A 19,148-nucleotide genomic window follows, 5' to 3' on the forward strand; every position below is an offset into this window, starting at 1 on the left:
TGCGAATGAATCCGATCGGTCTGATCTCGATGCAGTATGCCCGGCCCTTCACGGCCGAGCACTTCCGGCACTTCGACGCCATGAAGCGTCAGGGCTTCGACTTCGTCGAACTCCTCGTCCCCGAAGTCGGCGAACTCGACCTGAGGGAGACGGCGTCGGCGCTCGCCGGCGCCGGCCTCGGCGTCGTCCTCGCCGCCCGCGTCAACCTGCAGCGCAACCTTTCATCCGACGATCGCGCCGCCCATCAGGCCGGCATCGACTATCTGCGCTACACCGCCGACTGCGCGGCCGAACTCGGCGCGACCATCGTCGGCGGGCCGCTGACCGGCAATCCGCTGGTCTTCGCCGGGCGCCCGCCCGCGCCGGTCGCCGAGGAGGAGCGGCTGGCGCGCAAGCAGCGCTGTGTCGAAGGCCTGAGGGCTGCCGGCGACCATGCCGAGGGCCTCAACATCAAGCTGGCGATCGAGCCGCTGAACCGCTTCGAGAGCGACGTGCTGCAGACCACGCAGCAGGCGATGGAGCTTCTGGAGGCGGTCGACCACCCGTTTGTCGGCCTGATGCTCGACACCTTCCACATGCACATGGAAGAGGCCGACATCGCCGAGGCGATCCGGCTCGGCGGGCCGCGCCTCGTCCATTTCCAGGCGAACGAGAACCACCGCGGCTTTCCAGGCACCGGCGCGACGGACTGGGTCTCTGTTTTTCGGGCGTTGCGCGAAGTAGGCTATTGGGGTCCGGTATCCCTCGAACCCTTCCGCCGCAACGACGACCGCTTCGGCGTGCCCTTTGCGCAGTGGCGGCCACCGCACGAGGACGAGGACGCGCGGCTTTCCGCCAGCGCCGCCTTCATCCGCTCCCATCTCGAACTCACGGAATACAGACGATGACCTTGAAGATCGGCTGGATCGGCTGCGGCATCCATGCGACCCAGATGCTGCTGCCGCAGCTCGTCCGCCACGACGTGCGCATCGCCGCGCTCTGCGACATCGACGCCGGCCGGCTCGCCTCAGCCGGGCGGCAGTTCGGCGTCGAAACGCTCACGAACGATGCCGCCGAACTGATCGGAACGCCCGGCCTCGACGCCGTCGGCATGGCCGTCGGCCCGGACCAGCATCTCGCCTTCGGGCTTGCGGCGCTCGAACGCGGCCTGCCCGTCTTCATGGAAAAGCCGCCTTCGGGGACGGCAGCCGGCGCACGGCAGCTTCGGGCAGCGTCGGAAAAATCCGGCAAGCCGCTGCTCGTCGGCTTCATGAAGCGCTATTCCGTCGGCAACAGGATCGCCAGGAACATCCTCGCCTCCGGCCGCTTCGGCGACGTCCTCGGCCTCACCGGCTACTACATGACGGCGCCCGGCTATTTCGCGGGCAATGTCGACTACACCGGCTTCCTGCTGCATCACTGCGTCCACTACATGGACCTCGTCTCGCATCTCGTCTCGCCGGTCACCGGTATGAGCGCGCGCAAGGTGGAAAAGACGCCGGGCAGGATCCTCTTCCATGTCGGCTTCAACTTCTCGTGCGGGGCGATCGGCACCATCGCCATGGGCACGGCCCAGAGCCGCGGCGCGCCCGTCGAGCGGATCGAGATCATGGGCGATCACCAGCGCATCGAGGTCGAGGACGTGGTCGAAGTCCGCTGGCACCGCAACCCGCCCTTCAAGGTCGCCGACCCCGAGGCGACGCTTCTCGACGCCGAGGACACGCTGACTTGGAAGCCGAACTTCACCGCTGCGGCGAACGAGGACTACAAGGGCTACCACGCCCTGCTTTCCGACGTCGTCCCGGCGCTGAAGGGCGAGGCGACGCCGGCGCCGACGATCGCCGACGGCGTCGTCGCCATGGAGCGGCTGGAGGAGATGCGCCGGCTGCTCGGTCTGTAGAGCATGATCCCGAAAAGTGGGAACCGGCTTTCGGAAAAGATCATGCAAAACCAGGAAGATGGAGCGGGAGGATGAGCGAAGCTCATTTCATCCCGCTCTTGCGCCGGTGCCCGGCGATCCACGTCAGTAGCTCCGCGGCATGCCGAGCACGTGCTCGGCGAGATAGGACAGGATGAGATTGGTCGAGATCGGCGCGACCTGGTAGAGCCGCGTCTCGCGAAACTTGCGCTCGATGTCGTATTCCTCGGCAAAGCCGAAGCCGCCATGGGTCTGGACGCAGGCTTCCGCCGCCTCCCAGCTGGCTTCGGCGGCGAGCATCTTCGCCATGTTGGCTTCGGCGCCGGGGTTTTCGCCCGCCTCGTAGAGGCGGATCGCCTCGTGCAGCATCAGTTCGGCGGCGCGCATCCGGGCATAGGCTTTGGCGATCGGAAACTGGATGCCCTGGTTCTGGCCGATGGGCCGGCCGAAGACGACGCGTTGCGAGGCGTAGGCCGAGGCCCTGTCGATGAACCACTTCGCGTCGCCGATGCATTCGGCGGCGATCAGGATGCGCTCGGCGTTCATGCCGGAGAGGATGTAGCGAAAGCCCCTGCCCTCCTCGCCGATCAGGTTCTCGGCCGGCACCGGCACCTCGTCGAAGAACAGCTCCGTCGTGGCGTGGTTCATCATCGTGCGGATCGGGCGGATCGACAGGCCGTGCTTCTTCGCCTCCACCATGTCGACGAGAAGCACGGAGAGGCCATCGGTCTTCTTGGCGACCTTTTCCAGGGGCGTCGTGCGACAGAGCAGGATCATCAGGTCGGAATGCTCAGACCGCGAGATCCAGATCTTCTGGCCGCTGACGACGAAGCCGCCCGCTTCGCGCCGGGCGGTGGTGCGCAGCGCGCCGGTATCGGTGCCGCTGGTCGGCTCCGTCACGCCGAAGGCCTGCAGGCGCAGCGTTCCCGCCGCGATCTGCGGGAGATAGGCGCGCTTCTGGGCGGGCGAACCGTGCCTCAGCAGCGTGCCCATCGTGTACATCTGGGCGTGGCAGGCGCCGGCATTGCCGCCCTGGCGATGGATTTCCTCGAGGATGACGGCGGCCGCCGACAAAGGCAGGCCCGAGCCGCCGAACTCTTCCGGGATCAGCGCCGAGAGGAAACCGGCCTCCGTCAGCGCCCGGACGAAGTCGGTCGGATAGGCCCGTTCCTCGTCGAGCCGGCGCCAGTAGCTGCCGGGAAAATCCCGGCACAGGCGGCCCACCGCCTCGCGGATCTCGTCATGGCTGTCGATCGCCGTCATCCTCGCCTCCTCGTCTGCTTGGCTCTTCGTCGTCCGCACGTCGCCGTCATCGTCGCGCGCAACGATAACGCGGCAGGCGCGGTCCCAGCAGCCGGGACGGCCGATGCTCGCCATAGGCCGGGCCTATGGCAACTCGCATGTCGTGAGGCAGCGATCGCTGCGCGCCCGACGAGCCACGCCATTCATCCGAGTGTCAGGGTCGCCGCGATCGCGGCAATCCCGTCACAGCGTTCGACGCGGCCCTGGCGCTCCGCACCCTCGGTCTCGAAGCAGAGGCGCACCGGCGTCGTCTCGAAGACCGGGGCGAGCGCCCGGAAGGCGAAGCGGCAGGGCCGGGCGTGCGGCTGCACCGCCGAGGACAGCATCGCGTCGCAGAGCTTCGTCGCCATCAGCGGGCCGTGGACGACGAGGCCGGGATAGCCCTCGACGTCGCGGCAGAAGGCGCGGTCCCAGTGGATCCGGTGGCCGTTGTGGGTCAGCGCCGAATAGAAATAGAGTTCGAGGTCGCCATGGACGAAATGGCCCTCGGGCACCGGCTCCGATTCGTCTCGAAGCGGCTTTTCCGCAGGTCCCCGGTCGCGATAGACGATGGTCTGGATCTCGTCGATCGCCGGCCCGCCCTCCTGCTCGAAGGCGTGCCGGACGGTGACGAAGCAGAGGTCACCGGTCCGGCCGGTCTTGAAGGCGACGTCGGTGATCGTCGACCGGCGCGTCGCGGCGACGCCCAGCCGCAACGGGCGATGGACGGCGACGTCGCCCGCCGCCCACATGCGCCGGCTGAACGGCGCGGGCGGAAGAAACAGCCCCAGCCGTTCGTGACCGTCCTCGCCGGCATCGGCGACGGGGTAGCCGTGATTGAAATAGGCCCAGTGCCAGGTCGGCGGCAGGGTTGCCGCCGGAGCTTCGCGGCCGAGGAGATGCGCGAGCTTTTTCGCCGCCTCCGGCGCCATGGCGTCGGTGACCTCACGTCGCCGCCCGACATAGGCCTGGCATTCGCTGATGATCGCTGCGTCCATTCCGCCGTCCGCCTCGTTCGACATCGGTGCAGTCCGCCCGTCCGATCACCTCATGGGACCGTCGTCATGGGGTCGTCACGGGGTCGTCGCGGGCGGACGGATTCTCCCGGCGAGATAGGGCGGCGGCCGAGGCTGCTCGAAGGCGGCGCGGCCTTGAGCGGCCATAGCTGGTGCCTATGCGGCTCACAGCGCGTCCCTGCGGCTTTCAGGCGGACTCCCCCCGGCCGGACGGGAACTCGGCCTGCCAGATGCCCCGTCGTACGAGGTCGCGGATCACCTCGCGGCAATAGGCCTCGATTGCCTGCGTCGCCGCGGTGGCGCGGCGTCCGGTCGACCGCACGACATAGACCGGCCGGCGGATCCGCGGCTCGACGATCGGGCTGCCGGCAAGCCGGCCGATTTCGACGAGGTCGTGGACGGCGGCCTGCGACAGGATCGTCTGGCAACTGCCGCGCGCGACGAGCGCCTTGATCTGCTGCAGCGAATCCATCTCGGTGACGATGCGGGTCCGAAGCCGTTCCTGGCGGGTGATCCGGTCGATCAGCGTGCGCAGGCCGTGCCGCCGCGACGGCAGGACGAGGTCGAGCCGCGTCACCGCGCCGAGCGGCACCGGTTGGCCGGGAGGCGTCGGCAGCGGCCAGGCGTCCGGCGCCGAATAGAACCAGAGATCCTCGGTGAGAACGAGATCGGAGGTGCAGTCGCCGATCGCCTCCTGATCGTAGAGAAGCGCGAGATCGATGTCGCCCTTGGTGACCAGTTCCTTGATGTGGCCGCTCATCGCCTCGATCGCGCAGAACTGCACGCTCGGCATCTCCACCCGGATCGTCTCGGCCAGCGGGATCGACAGGGCCATCGACACCGACGCCGGCATGCCGAATTCCACCCGGCCGGTCGGCTCGGAGCCGACCGCACGGACCTCGGCCTCCGCCGCGGCGAGCAGGCCGGCGATCCGGCAGGCGTGGTCGTAGAGGATCTGCCCGGCCTCGGTCGGCACCACGCCGCGGGCGGTGCGCAGCAGAAGCGCGACGCCGAGGCCGGTTTCGAGGTTGCGGATCTGCTGCGACAGCGACGGCTGGGCGATGCCGAGCACCGATGCCGCGGCGCTCATCGAACCGCTCTCGACGGTGCGGCGGAAATAGGCGAGCTGGCGCGAATCCATGTCTGTCGTCCCGAGCGATAGGCAGCGCCTATTGGTACCTGCCGGAACGCCGATTTGAACAGGGGCGCGTGTGGCGGCATCCTCGCGGCATCTCTCGGGAGGAGTGTGATGCAGGATCTCGCTGCGCTGACCGTCGTCTCGGTCGAACACGCGGTCGCCGCCCCCTACGCTTCGGCAAAGCTTGCCGACGCAGGCGCGCGGGTGATCAAGGTCGAGCGGCCGGAGGGCGATTTCGCCCGCGGCTACGACAGCCTCGCCGCCGGCAACAGCGCCTATTTCGTCTGGCTGAACCGCGGCAAGGAGGCGATTGCCCTCGACCTGAAGAAGGCCGAGGACCGGCGGATCCTCGCGGCGATGATCGACAAGGCCGACATCCTGATCCAGAATCTCGGGCCCGGCGTGATGGAGCGGCTCGGCTTCGGCATCGAGGCGCTCTGCGAGCGGCAGCCCGGCCTGATCGCCTGCTCGATCTCCGGCTACGGTTCGGCCGGCCCGCGCGCCTCGCAGAAGGCCTACGACCTGCTGATCCAGGCCGAGAGCGGGCTTTCGGCGATCAACGGCACGGAAGAGGGGCCCGCCCGCGTCGGCATCTCGGTCTGCGACATCGCCGCCGGCATGACCGCCTATCAGGCGATCCTCGAAGCGGTGATCGGCCGGCTGGCGACCGGCCGGGGCCGCCATGTCGAGGTCTCGCTCTACCATGCCATGGCCGACTGGATGAACGTGCCGTATCTCCAGCATCGCTACGGCGGCAAGGCCCCGACGCGCCAAGGCCTCAGGCATCCGACCATCGCACCCTACGGCGCCTTCGACTGCGCCGACGGCAAGACGCTGCTCGTCGCGGTGCAGAACGATCGCGAGTGGGCGAAGCTCTGCGCCGTGCTCGGCGCGCCGGACATGGCAGATGATCCGGCGTTTGCGACGAATGCCGGGCGGGTGAAGAACCGCGAGCGCACCGACGGCTTCGTCGGCGCGAGGTTGGCGGGCCTTGGCCGCGAAGACGCCATCGCGCTGCTCAGCCAAGCGGGGATCGCCATCGGCCGCCTGTCCGACATGGAGGACCTCGTCCGGCATCCGCAGAACCGCTTCGTCGAGGTTGCGACCCCGACGGGCCCGCTGCAGCTTCTCGCGCCCGGCGCGGCCGTCGCCGGCGAGGTGCGGCCGGCGCTCGGCAAGGTGCCGGAAATCGACGAACACGGCACGGCACTGCGGCGCGAGTTCGGCGGGGCCGGAACCGCGTCTCCTCAGGACGCGAGCGTCAGATAGTCGAGGAGGCCGATCCTGCCCTCGGTGACGAAGCGGTACGGATAGCCGGCCGGCCCGACCGTGTCGGCCGAGAGCGACCGGTCGAAGCGCGACGTGCCGGCAAAGGCGATGCCGGTCGGATAGGCGTCGAAATCGCGCAACCGCAAGAGCACGGAGCCGCAGACGGGAAGGTCGCCGTCGCCGCAGGTCACGGTGAACTGGCCGTAATTCGCCGGGCCGGCGAAACCCGCATCCTCCCCCGCCCGGATCTGCCAGTTCCGGCCGCTGGTTATCGGCGCCGCCGCCGCGAGCGAGAAGCCGGCGGTGGCGAAGGCCGAGACGAGCTGGGCCGAGGCGGTCGCGCGGCGAAGCTGCGAGGCGAAGGCCGCGTTCAGCGTGAACAGGAAGACGGCATTGGCGCCGTCGAACACCTGGTAGTTCGCGCCGAGCAGTTCGACGCGATAGGAGCGCGGCGAGGACCGGTCGGGATCGGCGGCGTTGTCGAGCGTCCAGAAGTCGACGGTGGCGATCGTCGCCGTCGCGCCGATCGGGAAGCCGGCCGCCACAAACAGCGGCGCGAGGGCGGCGAGCCCGGCGGGGGTGAGATCCTTGGCGGCGGAGGCCGGCAGGCGAAACAGCGGCACGCCTTCATAGAGCGCGACGGCCGCCCGGAAGTAGCCGCCGCCGAGATTGCTGGCGTCGTCGAAGGCCGCTCCTTCGAGATGCGCGCCGTCGAAACGCGTGACGCCGCCGTCGCGTCCCGCGGCGATCGCCGTCCGCAGGAACTTCGCCTGACAGAGCACGGCGCCGGAAAAATCCGTGCCGGAGAGCACCGCCTGGGTCAGGTCGATGCCGACGAGCAGCGAGCCGGCGAAGGTCGCGCCGCCGAGCGTCGCGTGATCGAGCGAGGCACCCGACCCGTTCCAGATCACGCCGGAAAGGTCCGCCCCGGCAAAGTCCGCGGAGGCGGCGTTGACGCCGGTCAGGGTCGCGCCGGAGAGCGTCGCCGGCGGCAGGGTCGTATCGCGATAGACGGAGATCGTCCCCTGGTCGTTCCGGCCGAGGGTGAAAGGCCCGTGATCGGGATCGTCGATCTGCCAGGCCTCGCCCGCCGCCACGACGACGACCGGCGCGGTCTGGGAGAGCGTCACGCCATTCTGCGAGAACGCCTGGATCAGGCCCGGCTGCGGGAAGCTGTAGCGATCGAGATCGGCGGCGAAGCTTTCGGCGAGATAGAAGAGAAAGGTGCGGGAGCCCATCTGGGCCTTGCTCAGGTCGGCGCCGGAGAGATCGGCCCGGACGAAGTTCGCCCCCTGCGCCCGGACTCTTGCGAGCGAGGCGCTGCCGCGCATCGACGCGCCGAGGAAGAAGCCGCCGGTGAGGTCGGCGCCAGAAAGGTCGGCGCCGTCGAAGCGGCAGCGCTCGAAGCTGCCGCGGCCGAGCGTCGCCCCGGTGAGCACCGCCTTCGACAGATCGGCGCCGGTGAAGTCGCCGCCGGTGAGGTTCGCCCCGGCCATCGCGAGCGCGGCGCTCTTGTCGCCGAGCCGCGCCCCGCCGGCCCGGCAGTTGGTGAGGACGATGCCGGTTGCCGAAGCCGGACGGCCCCAGGCGGCGCCGGAAAGATCGGCCCCGGTGAAGTCGGCGGCGTCGAGCACCGCCGCGTCGGCCGTGGCACTGCCCCATGAGGCCGCTTCGAAACGGCATGACTTGAAGACCGTCGCCGTGCAGGTCGCGCCGTCGAGGCTCGCCTGGGAGAAGTCGGCGCCGGTGAAGTCGATGCCGCTGAGATCGGCACCGTCGAGGATCACGCCCGACAGGTCGGCGTTGCGCCCGCCGTTCGCCCGCATCGTCGCCAGCGACGGCGTGACCACCGTCGCGGCGAAGACGGTGCCGGCCGATTCCGACGGATTCAGGGTGAGGATCGGCGCGAACTGCTCGACCGAATAATAGACGTCCTGCGGGCCGTCGCCGACGTCGACCTTCCAGCCGCCCTGCCCGGAGAGATCCGGCGTGATGGCGATCGCCGCGTCGAGCTCCGCCGCAAGCGTCAGCCAGTTGAGCCCGGTGCTGCGGTCGAAGGCGATCCACCGGCCGTTCGCCATCCGCCCGCGATAGCTGCCGGCCTTGCCGGCGATCTCGTAGAAGGACACCCGGGTGAGCGGACCGGCGGCGCTTGCGTTCATCGCCGGCAGCAGGATGTCCCGGTCGTTCGACAGTTTGAACGCCCGATAGGAGAGATGGTAGGTCGGGCTGAAGCCGACGGAGGCGAAATCGCTCTTGCCCGCGAAGCTCCCCGGCCCGGCCATGGCCGCCCCCCTCAGGCCGCTTCCACCACCGTCATCGGCAGCCCCGTCAGCGGATCGGGCCGCTGCCGCAGGACGTAGACGTTCTGGCGGATCGCGCTCGGCAGCTGCTCGGGCTTGAACTCGAGCTGGGTCGAGATCGACACGTAGCCATCCTGGACGCTCAAGACGGAGTCGGTGAGGAGGAAGCTGAAACCCTGGGCGATCGGGATCGCGACGCCGGTCTGGCCGAGCTCGTTGAGGGCGGTGGCATAGGCGGTCTCGCCCACCACCGGCCAGACGAAGCTGCCGAAGGCGTCCTTGTTGAAGCCCGGGATCGTCGTCGAGACGAAGGTCGCGGTGTTCGAGACGTTGGCGAAGGAGAATTGCATCGACTGGGCGTTCGAGCTGGTGACGCCGAGCGTCAGATCGGTCATCACGTCGCTCCTCACGACATTGAAGACGAGGTTCGGCAGCGGGTTGGCGCCGTTCTCCACCAGGAGCTCGAAGGTCATGGTCTGGTTGGCGACCATGCCGTTCTGCTTCGTGGCCGTCTCGATGGTGCCGAAATACTGGCTGTCGATCCCCGTTGCCGCAAGGGCCTGCTCCAGCGTGTTCGCGGCGGTGTATGCGTCGCCGGAAAAGCCCTGCAGCAGGGTGTAGACGCTCGCCGGCACCTGCTTCTGCAGCAGCGCCATCGCCTCGGAAGTGAAGATGTAGACCGTCTGGAAGCTCGAGACCGGCGCCGCCTGCGGGGTGATCCGCGCCTGCAGCGCGACGTTGCCGTACTGCTTGAAGGCCGGCTCGTAGGTCGCGTAGGTCTGGGCCTTCAGCGCCGAGGGATTGGGCAGGTCGGAAGGGTCGAGCGTCAGGTTCAGCTTGCCGGCCTTGAAGTAGGCCCAGTTGAGCCCGTTGATCGACCAGTCGGAGACGTAGACGTTGAGATAGTGATCGTCGGCGTCGGTCGGCACGGCCGGGATCGGCAGGGTCGGCGGGTTCGGGCCGTCATAGGCCGTGCCGTCATATTCCGCGACGCCGGTGACCCCGATGGTGATGCCGTCGGAGCCGGGAAAGGCGAGCCCGCTGCTCGCCAGCTCGAAATCGAAGCGGATCTTGTCGCCGAGGTCGCCGCTGCCGGGGATGGTGCGCAGGAGGCCGCTGAAGACGTTGTTGATCGGGGTCGCGAAGTCGATCGAGGTGATGGTCGACTGGGTGCTGTCGCTGACCTTGGTCTTGAAGCAGCCGTCGCTCTCCTGGCCGTTGACGGCACTTTTCGACGGAATGTTCGCCGAAACGTTGCCGGTGGTCGCGCTCGCCGCCTGGGCGACGATTTCGTAGCTGTTCGACGACGCGTCGTACTGGAACTTGCACGGCACGGTGACGGTCAGCGATCCGAAGCCCGGCGTGTAGGTGTAGGTGCTGTCGCCGTTCGAACCGTTGCAGACCGGAAAGTCGCCGCCACTGTAGCAGCTGTAGACGTAATAGGTCTCCCGCCAGTCGAAGGTCGCCGAAAAGTTGTTGGCGTTGAGGACGAGGTCGAAGACGCTGCCGGCCGGGTCGCCGCCGCCGGTCTGGGTGGCGCTGGAAAACGCCGGGGAGAAGTTGTTCAGCCGGCCGTTGGTCAGGGCGATCTTGAAGTTCGAATAGGAGCTCGAATAGCCGAAGCCGACCACCATGAAACTGCCGACGTCGATGGTGTTGTTCGGCGGCGTCAGGGACTTCAGCTGCTGGACGGCGATGCCGCTGACCAGCTGTTCGGCGAAGAAGCTCACCCCCTTCTTGCCGATGGCCATCGTCAGTGCTTGCACCATGGGGGCTCTCCTCAGGCCGGAACGTCGTAGACTTGGATGCTGTCGCCGGTGCGGTAGACATGGTAGACGACCGTGACGTCCTTGATCGTCCAGGCGCCTTCGCGATCGACGACCTCGATCGCCGCCTTGGACGACAGGATCACCCCCTTTCCCGCAAAGGCCTGCGCCACGACGGTGATGTTCTGGTCGTTCAGCGGTTTCTGCAGCGACACGTCGAGGCTGAACAGCGGCGGGGTCGGCACCCAGTGCGAGATCGTCGGTTCCGGCCTGCCGCCGATGCCGGCCGTCTTGCCGAAGCCGAGCGCGTAGACGTCGCGGAAGACGCTGACGCAGAGCTTGGCGAGCACCGGGTTGATCGACTGCGAGGAGACGGAGGGATCCGGCGTCTGCGACAGGAAGACGCCCTGCGGCGTGTAGATGTCGAGATAGTAGTCGGTGGCCTTGGTGCCGTCGGAGAGATAGCTCAGCACGTAGACGTGGCCCTGCGCCTCCACGCCCATGTCGAGATAGGTCGAGCCGGCCCGGCGCCCCTTCAGCGGGAAATAGGAGAGCGCCACCTTGACCAGCGACAGGCTCTCGTCGGCGCTCGATGGCTCGATCCGCCAGGACTGGCCGAGCTTCTGGTCGGTGACGAGCCAGGTCGTGCCCTGCTCGATCGTCTGGACCTGTGGCGCGTGCGGCACCGCGAAGATCGAGATCTCCTCGTCGTCCGCCCTGCTCAGCCGCCATTCGAAGCCGCGTGGATCGGTGATCGACCAGCTTTGGCCGGCCTCGATCACCGCGATCTGTGCGCTTGCCTTCGGATCGGTCAGATTTTCCGGATCGTAGGCGAGATCGACGCCGACATTGGTCAGCGCCTCGATCAGCGGGTCGTCGCACGGCCGGTAGCGGCCCTCGTCGAGCTCGCCCGCGAGTTCGCCGGGGACGGTGTTGGTGAAGCCCTGCGCCTGGGCGACCAGCCCGGCCACGAAGCCGGCCGGCAGCACGCCGCGGTCGAGATCTTGCGCGACGTCGGCTGTGACCAGCGAAAAGAGGCTCGGGATGAAGGTGAAGCTCGGCACCGGGTTGCCCTTGGTGTCGAATGCCTGGACGCGGTTGTTCAGCGATTCCAGGACGAGGATCCGCCCGTCCGGTGCCGCGGCCATGGCCACCGGCCCGCGCATCAGGCCCTGGCGGATGCCGTCGCCCGAGACCATGAAGGCGACCTCCGCCTTGTCGTCCGGGCTCGGTTTGAACGGCAGCGGCGCCAGAAGCATCTTCTGGTCCTTGAACGAGGCGCCGATCACCAGATTGGAGGGATGCACGGCGAGCGCGTCGAGATTGTCGAGCGGGAAGCGGCTCCAGGACGGTTCGTCCGGATCGGCGAAGCCGAAATGCTCGCGCCCGGCCGAGAGTTCGACCCGGCGAAGGTTGTTGCCGCCGCCGCGCGGATCGAGGACGAAGTTCTGCTGGTTGATCTGCTTGCCGTCGCCGACCGTCGCGGCATAGGCGATCTGCGGCTTCAGGGTGAAGCCGACCTCGGAGGTGATCAGCCGGCTGTTCGGGTCGGCGAGCACCGAGAGGTTCTGGACGTTGTAGAGCTGCCTGCCGCTCGGCGGCGCCTTGGGATCGTCCGGCGAAAGGTTCTGGCCCGAGGCGCGCCAGACATAGCCGACCTGGAAGGCGGAATTGTTGATAGTGATCGCGACGGGCTCGCACAGCGTGCCCTGATCGCCGCAGTCCAGCGCCCGCAGCGTCTCGGTCGGCGCCGTGCCGACCTCCCACCGATAGACGTCGTTCAGATAGGCGATGCGCTCCTTGTAGAGATACTGGGTGTCGCCGGCGAGCGGCACGATGTTCTCGGCGATGTTCGCATTGCCGAGGTCGAGCGTCGTCCCGGAATTCGGCGTCGCGGTGATCCAGTCGCTCTCCCAGGAACCGGCGAGCCAGCCATTGGCGCTGTAGACGCCGAACAGGATCTTGAACTGGCCGCCGGCAGGCACCGTCTCGAAGGTCAGACCGATCGGATCGCTCGAGGTGGTGGCGGGGAGCGGCCCCTTGAGGATGAAGTTGGTGCCGTCGCGATACTGCAGGATCGCCTCGTAGCGGGTGCCGATCGCCGGCCAGACGGCCGTTGCGGGATTGCCCGCCTCGCCGTGCTTGGGATCTGGATGCATGGTCAGCGCCACGTCGATCGCCCGCGCGACGCGGACGCGGACGGTTGCGGGCGAGGCGAGCACCTCGACGGTGGTCACCGCGATCTGGGTGAATCCCACGGCGACCGACGCCGCCTTGAAGATCAGCCCGACGGGGCCGAAGGCGTTGGAGATCGCCCCGGCCGCGACCTGGGTCGCGATGTATTCGGCGAGCTTTTCCAGCCCCTTCTTCACCAGGAAGCCCAGCGCCGTGTTGGCGAGGCTGAACAGCACCTTCTTGGTGTTGGTCAGTGCCGCGGCCGTCGCCGCGCCGCCGCCGACGATCGGAAAGGCGACGCCGATCGCCGCCGCCATCAGGTCGCGGTCGTTGACGATCCTGTTGAACGTCGCGGTCGAGGTCAGGGCTTTGCCGGCGATGATGAAGATGCCGGGGACGCCATACTGCCAGAGGCCGGTCAGAAGCGCGCCGTAGTCCGAGACCTCGCCTTCCCAGTCGGTCACGCCGAGCGAGCCGAACAGGATGTCGGCCTGGGGCGCGCTCTTCAGGTTGAAGGCGAGCGACGTCGGGTCGGTCGGCACCGGAATTCCGAGGATCGCGTTGACCGCAGAGATCGAATAGAGCCGCTCGATGCCGCCGATCTTGCCACCCTTGTCGTCGAGCAGCTGGTAGCCGGCGAAGAGCGTCCGGGAAAAGTTGTTGCTGGCGTCGATCGTGAAGTTTTCCTTGTCGTCGACCTTGATCGAGTCGGCATCGACGCTGACGCCGTAATGATGCGTCTGTTCGTTGACCGTCCATTTGAAGGCGACGCCGGCAGCGGCGGCCGCACGCGCGGCAGGCACCGGGCCGGGCGTCGTCGCCGACTGCCGCGCGACGGCGGTCTGGCCGGCGGCCGGCGACCAGGTCTTGCCTTTGAGGCGGGTGTCGTTGCTGGCGGTCAGATTGGCCCGGCTGATCGGCGCCACCATCGCGTCGCCGACCGGATCGAGCACCGTCGCCGTATACATCTGCTGGCCCGCCGCCCAGCCGCCCTCCTCCGGCCGGAAGTCGTAGTCCGCCTTGATCGGATTGCCGTCCTTGTCGGTGCAGGGAATGACCGGGGACCAGTAGTCGCCGCCCTCCCGGATCGCCTGCGTCAGCAGCTGCATGTTGTTGAACTGGGCGGGATCGGTGCGCGGGTCGCCGAGAATGTGGTCGTAGAGCACGACGGACTGCGTGTAGGGCTGGATGCTCGCCAGATCCGGATTGAGCGCCACCAGGCTGCCGGCGGTCGAGGTGGCGTTGACCACTGCGTTGGAAGCGACCAGGAGGTCGAGCGCTTCCTCGGGATCGTCGGGCAGATCGTCGAAGCCGAGGCCGGCCAGCATCGACGAATAGACCTTCGGCCGGACGAATCTTTCGCGGAAATAGAAGGACTTGTGGGTCTGTACCGGTTGCGCGTAGTAGCGGATCTGGCTCCTGAAGAAACTCCGCAGCGCGCCGTCGGAAATGTGGTGCGTCAGCCGCAGGATGCGGCCGATCGGCACGCCGGGCTCCGGCGCGCGCGTCAGCTGGATCAGCTGCACGTGACCGTCGCCGATCTGGTCGGGATCGGCCGTGGCGAAATGCGTGAGGTTGGCGCGTGCCAGAGCCGAGGAACCGACGACGCGGTTGTCGCCGCCTGCCGCCGCGAGGGTCCTGTCGTTGTGCTCCTGCACGGGGATCCGATGCGCCCCCACGGTGAGGTGCAGATCGGCGTCGCTGCTGAGATCGGACAGGTCGAGATGAAAGGTCTTCACGGTGTCCCCCGCGTTTCCACTGGGTTGCAACGAACGATCGCCGGCGGCGCGAAACCCGCCGGACGAGGTTTCTGCCGGTCAGCCCGCTGAAGCCGATCGGGACGAGCGTCGCCCATCCTCCGGCTGTCTCTGCCGGGGGGCGCATGACCTCTTCCGGGAACCGCTTCCCACGTCGGGGCCTCGCTCCGAGAGCGGCCGCCGCATCGTCGGGACGGCGGCTTCACGGCGACGTCGGCCCGTGCCGGCGGCGCGTGGTCGGACGCCGCCGAACGCTGCGGCAGGCATCGAAAGCGCCGCGGTCAATGCAGCCGCGCCGGCGATGTCGTCAAAAGCTCCGCGGCGGAGCCGCGCGATGGCGCCACGGCGGGTGTCGGACGCGGCGCCGGCTGGCTCCGGCCGCGAGACATGCGGCAGCGAGACATGCGGCAATGGATGGCTGAGAAACGCTCGCATGAACGACCCCAATCGCTCCACCTGCCCTGCGCCCACGGCCGGGAGATTGACCGATCGACGCCCGTCTTGCAATCAAAAATATTACTTTTATCTTTTTTCTACTAAAAATTGCTGGTAAGTATTTGGAGTGACGAGAGTTTCCGTTTCGGAAAGTCGCGTGGCAGGCTCCGCGGTCCCGGTCTTTTCCACCACCCCGCCCGTTTGCCAGGCAGCAAGAGCCCGCCGAGGTGGCACGGCATGGGCGTTCGAAAGCCCGCGTCAAGCGCGGTTTCGTTCAACTGACATCGCGGCAGAAAATTTCACGTGACAACTGCATGGCAGGCGGGTAACGTCCCGCCTGCATAAAAATCGCGCCACCAGCGGCGCGAAATCAAGCGGTCTAGTCTTGGGAGGACGTGGTTTCCGGCGCGGCTTAAGGGCCGCAGCCCCGGTAGTTCCGGCGTGAAATCCAGGCACGCGAATTCCAATGCAAGGCGCGAGCCTTGCATTTTTTTTGTGCAGATTTCAGCATGAGCACTGGATGGGCGAATGCGCCGAGCCTCTCCCCTCGCCCTTCGCGGTCAGGTTCCCGGGATGAAATGCGGCAGGTCGTCCGGCCCGATGCCCCAGACCTGGGTCACCAGATAGAAGATCGCGAAGACGACCGTCGCGAGGACGGTGGTCAGCAGGACCTTGAAGCCCATGCGGGCGTTGACCGGCGCGCTCTCTGCCGTGCCCAGGGCCCGCTCGCCGGCCTCCTGCTGGGACTGAAGGCCCAGCGGTAGAACGACGAACAGCGTCGTCCACCAGATGATGAAATAAACCGCTATGCCGGAAACCCATCCCATCGCGATCTCTCCCCTTGCGATCCGGCGACGCGTCACGGCGCAGCCGTCATTGTCCGGCCCTCACCCGTAAGCCCGTCCGCCGCGCATTTGAAGAGCCGCGCCGGGAAAGACCGGGCGCCGTCCGGCCTGCCGCGGCCTCGGCTCAGCCGGATTCCCGCCGCAGACAGGGACGATGCGGCGGAGGAGCAGGCCCCCGTCCGGTGTCGACCTTCGGCCCCGCAACGTGACGCGGAGCCACCGCAGCAGCGGACCGGACCCCTTGCGGTCCTAGACTTCCTCCAGCTCGGTCAGCGTGCCGTGGACGTCGCCGGGGTGAAGGAACAGCACCGGCTTGCCGTGGGCGCCGCGCCGCGGCGCGCCGTCGCCGAGCACCCGCGCCCCGGCCGCGACCAGATGATCGCGCGCCGCAAGGATGTCGTCGACATCGTAGCAGAGGTGATGCATGCCGCCCTTGGGATTCTTGGCAAGGAACGCCGCGATCGGCGACTGTTCTCCCAAGGGCTCGAGCAGTTCGATCTTGGTGTTGTCGAGTTCGACGAAGACGACGGTGACGCCGTGCTCCGGCAAAGCCTGCGGCTCCGAGACCCGGGCGCCGAGGGTGTCGCGGTAGGTCGCGGCGGCCGCCGCGATGTCCGGCACCGCCAGCGCGACGTGGTTGAGACGCTTCAGCATGATCGAAACCTCCGCTCGCCGCCCGCCGCTCGCCGCGACTTGGCGGCTCGACTGGCCCTTCTCCCGTCACCCCGCCTGCGGGCCCGCCCGGCTCAGGCCTTCGAGACGAAGACCGTGACGATCGGCTTCTTTCCCCAGGCGTCGGACGCAGCAAAGCGTACGGCGCGGCGCACCGCCTCGCGCACGGTCTCGACGTCGCCGCGCCGCTTCGGCGGAATGCTCTCCACCGCATCCGCGGCGGCATCGACGAGGATGTCTTCCATGTCCTCGCCCTCCTCGTCCTCCTGCGGCAGGCCGAGGCTGACGATCTCCGGATTGTCGCGCAGCGCCAGCTTCGCCGTCAGTTCGACATGGACCGCGACATGGCCGACGAAAGACAGGCGGCGGCGCTCGAGGATGCCGGTCTCCTCGGCCGTGCCGATCAGCCGCCCGTCCTTGTAGAGGCGGCCAACCGGCACTTCGTCGACCACCTCGGCCGGGCCCGGATGGAGCCGCACCAGCGCGCCGTTGCGGGCGGCGACGACGCGCGGAACGCCCGCCTCGCGGGCGAGCTTCGCATGGGCGACGAGATGCGCCGCCTCGCCATGCGCCGGTACCGCCACCTGCGGCTTCACCCATTCGTACATTTGCCGCATCTCGTTGCGGCGCGGGTGGCCGGAGACGTGGACCAGCGCCTCGCCGTCCTCGAGCACCGTGATGCCGCGGTCGATCAGCGCGTTCTTGATCTCGATGATGAGCTTCTCGTTGCCGGGGATCGAGCGCGAGGAGAAGATCACCATGTCGCCCTTGGAGAGCGAGACGGCCGGATGTTCGTCGCGCGACAGCCGCGCCAGCGCCGCCCGCGGCTCGCCCTGGCTGCCGGTGAGGATGATCACCGCCTTTTCCCGCGGGATGTAGCCGAAATCCTGTTCGGAGAGGAACGGCGGCAGGCTTTCCAGATAGCCGAGCTCGTCGGCGACGTCGACGACGCGGCGCATCGAGCGCCCCATCAAAAGCACCTGGCGGTCGGCGTCGCGCGCCGCCTCGGCGACGGCGCGGATACGGCCGACATTGGAGGAAAAGGTCGTGACGGCGACCCGTCCCGGCGCCTCGGCGATGATCTTCGCCAGCGAAGCCGAGACCTCGCGCTCCGACGGGCTGACGCCCTCGCGCATCGCGTTGGTGGAATCGGCGACCATGGCGAGGACGCCCTCCTCGCCGATCGCCCGCAGCCGCGCCTCGTCGGTGGGCGCGCCGAGGACCGGCGTCGCGTCGATCTTCCAGTCGCCGGTGTGCAGCACCGTGCCGACCGGCGTGCGGATCGCCAGCGCCACCGGCTCGGGGATCGAATGGGTGACGTTGATCGCCTCGATCTCGAAGGCGCCGAGGCGGAAGCGGTCGCCGGCCTTGAAGGGCGTCACCGGAATTTCCGGCGCGTTCGGCTCGCCCTCTCGCTTGGCGGCCAGCAGGCCGGCGGTGAAGGCGGTGGCGTAGACCGGCACCTTCAGCCGCGGCCAGAGATCGAGCAGCGCCCCGTAATGGTCTTCATGGGCGTGGGTGATGACGATCCCCTTCAGCGACCGGCGCTTCTCCTCGATGAAGCGGATGTCCGGCAGCACCAGATCGACGCCCGGCATCTCCGGGCCGGCGAAGGAGACACCGCAGTCGACGACGATCCACTCGCGGCTCTCTTCCGGCCCGAAGCCGTAGAGCGCGAAATTCATGCCGATCTCGCCCACCCCGCCCAGCGGGCAGAAGACGAGTTCGCCGTTGTTGTCGTTGTTCATCAAGCCTCTGCCTTCAAACCTCGAGCCGACGCGACGGCGCCGAAATGCACGTCCCCCGCCGCGATCCTGGTCAAGGTGCCATCTGCTTCGCGGACCACCAGACGACAGTCCGCATCGATCGTTTCAAACCGCCCCCGGACGATCCGGCCGCCGGTGTCGACGGCGACGTCCGAGCCGAGCCCCGCCGCCGAGGCCAGCCAGGCGTCCCGCACCGCCGAGAGGTCGCGCCCGCCCTGCCAGAGCCGCATGGTGTCGACGAAGGCGTCGCTGAGGGCGAAGAAGAGTTCCGCGGCGGATACCGCCGCTCCGAGCGCCGAGAGGTCGGTCGCCGGATAGGGCACGTCTCTCGGATGGTCGACGACGTTGACGCCGATGCCGATCGCCACGGCCACGTCCCCGGTGCCTGCGCCGGCGGTCTCGAGAAGGATCCCGGAGAGCTTGGCGCCGCCGGCGAGAACGTCGTTCGGCCATTTCAGCGCGAAGCGTCCGCCGCCCGCGACGTCGCCGCCGTCCGGCGCGATGGCGATCGCCGGCTCCGGCACGACGGCCCGAAGCGCCTCGCGCAGGGCGAGCGCCGCGACGAAGCCGAGCGAGGCGGCCCGCCCGAGGTCGACGCGGGGACGCAGCAGCAGGGTTGCGGCGAGATTGCCGGGCCGCCCCTCCCAGGGGCGTCCCCGCCGGCCGCGACCGCCGGTCTGATGGCCGGTCACCAGCCACAGCCTGCCGGGGTCGCCGGCCTTCGCCCGCTCCAGCGCCAGCGCGTTGGTCGAGCCGATCTCGGCGAAGGATTCGAGCCTGAAGCCCTCCGCGACTGCCGTGGGAGAAAGGGCGAAAGCCGGTGTCACC

The 19,148-nt window shown here is 68.3% G+C and carries 13 protein-coding genes; 3 read left to right on the top strand and 10 right to left on the bottom strand.

Translation table 11 applies throughout. The features are described from left to right. Positions 1 to 5 precede the first annotated feature (5 nt). Positions 6 to 887: a sugar phosphate isomerase/epimerase family protein gene (locus J1C47_RS00805; protein WP_207348811.1), complete on the top strand. Its 882-nt coding sequence runs from the start codon at positions 6 to 8 to the stop codon at positions 885 to 887. Then, on the top strand, positions 884 to 1,879 hold the full coding sequence (locus tag J1C47_RS00810) for a Gfo/Idh/MocA family protein (protein WP_207348812.1): 996 nt from the start codon (positions 884 to 886) through the stop codon (positions 1,877 to 1,879). Before J1C47_RS00805 ends, J1C47_RS00810 begins: the two co-directional genes overlap by 4 nt. Before the next feature lie 123 nt (positions 1,880 to 2,002). Here J1C47_RS00810 and J1C47_RS00815 read toward each other — a convergent pair whose 3' ends face one another. The 3 genes from J1C47_RS00815 to J1C47_RS00825 all read right to left on the bottom strand — a co-directional run bounded on the left by J1C47_RS00815 (position 2,003) and on the right by J1C47_RS00825 (position 5,335). Continuing rightward, the gene (locus J1C47_RS00815; RefSeq protein ID WP_207348813.1) at positions 2,003 to 3,160 is read right to left on the bottom strand and encodes an acyl-CoA dehydrogenase family protein; all 1,158 of its coding nucleotides are present in this window, start codon (positions 3,158 to 3,160) and stop codon (positions 2,003 to 2,005) included. Positions 3,161 to 3,342: 182 nt separating this feature from the next. Then, on the bottom strand, positions 3,343 to 4,176 hold the full coding sequence (locus tag J1C47_RS00820; RefSeq protein WP_207348814.1) for an HTD2 family dehydratase: 834 nt from the start codon (positions 4,174 to 4,176) through the stop codon (positions 3,343 to 3,345). A gap of 205 nt (positions 4,177 to 4,381) precedes the next feature. Then, positions 4,382 to 5,335: a LysR substrate-binding domain-containing protein gene (locus J1C47_RS00825; protein WP_207348815.1), complete on the bottom strand. Its 954-nt coding sequence runs from the start codon at positions 5,333 to 5,335 to the stop codon at positions 4,382 to 4,384. A gap of 108 nt (positions 5,336 to 5,443) precedes the next feature. Here J1C47_RS00825 and J1C47_RS00830 point away from each other — a divergent pair, with 108 nt between their 5' ends. Then, a complete protein-coding gene (locus tag J1C47_RS00830; RefSeq protein ID WP_207348816.1) occupies positions 5,444 to 6,601 on the top strand; it encodes a CaiB/BaiF CoA transferase family protein in 1,158 nt (385 codons plus the stop codon). On the opposite strand, the gene J1C47_RS00835 is transcribed toward J1C47_RS00830, so the two are convergent. The 7 genes from J1C47_RS00835 to J1C47_RS00865 all read right to left on the bottom strand — a co-directional run bounded on the left by J1C47_RS00835 (position 6,580) and on the right by J1C47_RS00865 (position 19,147). Beyond that, positions 6,580 to 8,886, bottom strand: coding sequence for a pentapeptide repeat-containing protein (locus J1C47_RS00835; protein WP_207348817.1), 2,307 nt, complete (start codon positions 8,884 to 8,886; stop codon positions 6,580 to 6,582). The two genes, J1C47_RS00830 and J1C47_RS00835, sit on opposite strands and share 22 nt — an antisense overlap. Before the next feature lie 11 nt (positions 8,887 to 8,897). Further along, complete coding sequence (locus J1C47_RS00840) at positions 8,898 to 10,673, bottom strand: LBP/BPI/CETP family protein (protein ID WP_207348818.1); 1,776 nt, start codon at positions 10,671 to 10,673, stop codon at positions 8,898 to 8,900. An 11-nt stretch (positions 10,674 to 10,684) separates the two neighbouring features. Continuing rightward, positions 10,685 to 14,584 (bottom strand): hypothetical protein, encoded by a 3,900-nt coding sequence (locus tag J1C47_RS00845; RefSeq protein ID WP_207348819.1) that lies wholly within the window; start codon positions 14,582 to 14,584, stop codon positions 10,685 to 10,687. 1,013 nt (positions 14,585 to 15,597) lie between these two features. After that, positions 15,598 to 15,864 (bottom strand): DUF1467 family protein, encoded by a 267-nt coding sequence (locus J1C47_RS00850; RefSeq protein WP_207348820.1) that lies wholly within the window; start codon positions 15,862 to 15,864, stop codon positions 15,598 to 15,600. 267 nt (positions 15,865 to 16,131) lie between these two features. After that, positions 16,132 to 16,536 (bottom strand): methylmalonyl-CoA epimerase, encoded by a 405-nt coding sequence (mce, locus tag J1C47_RS00855; RefSeq protein WP_207348821.1) that lies wholly within the window; start codon positions 16,534 to 16,536, stop codon positions 16,132 to 16,134. 92 nt (positions 16,537 to 16,628) lie between these two features. Then, positions 16,629 to 18,302, bottom strand: coding sequence for a ribonuclease J (locus J1C47_RS00860; RefSeq protein ID WP_207348822.1), 1,674 nt, complete (start codon positions 18,300 to 18,302; stop codon positions 16,629 to 16,631). Further along, positions 18,302 to 19,147, bottom strand: a complete 846-nt coding sequence (locus tag J1C47_RS00865) for a biotin--[acetyl-CoA-carboxylase] ligase (RefSeq protein WP_207348823.1) — start codon at positions 19,145 to 19,147, stop codon at positions 18,302 to 18,304. Before J1C47_RS00865 ends, J1C47_RS00860 begins: the two co-directional genes overlap by 1 nt. Position 19,148: the final 1 nt, after the last annotated feature.

The organism is Jiella sonneratiae (genome assembly GCF_017353515.1).
Classification (GTDB): domain Bacteria; phylum Pseudomonadota; class Alphaproteobacteria; order Rhizobiales; family Rhizobiaceae; genus Jiella; species Jiella sonneratiae.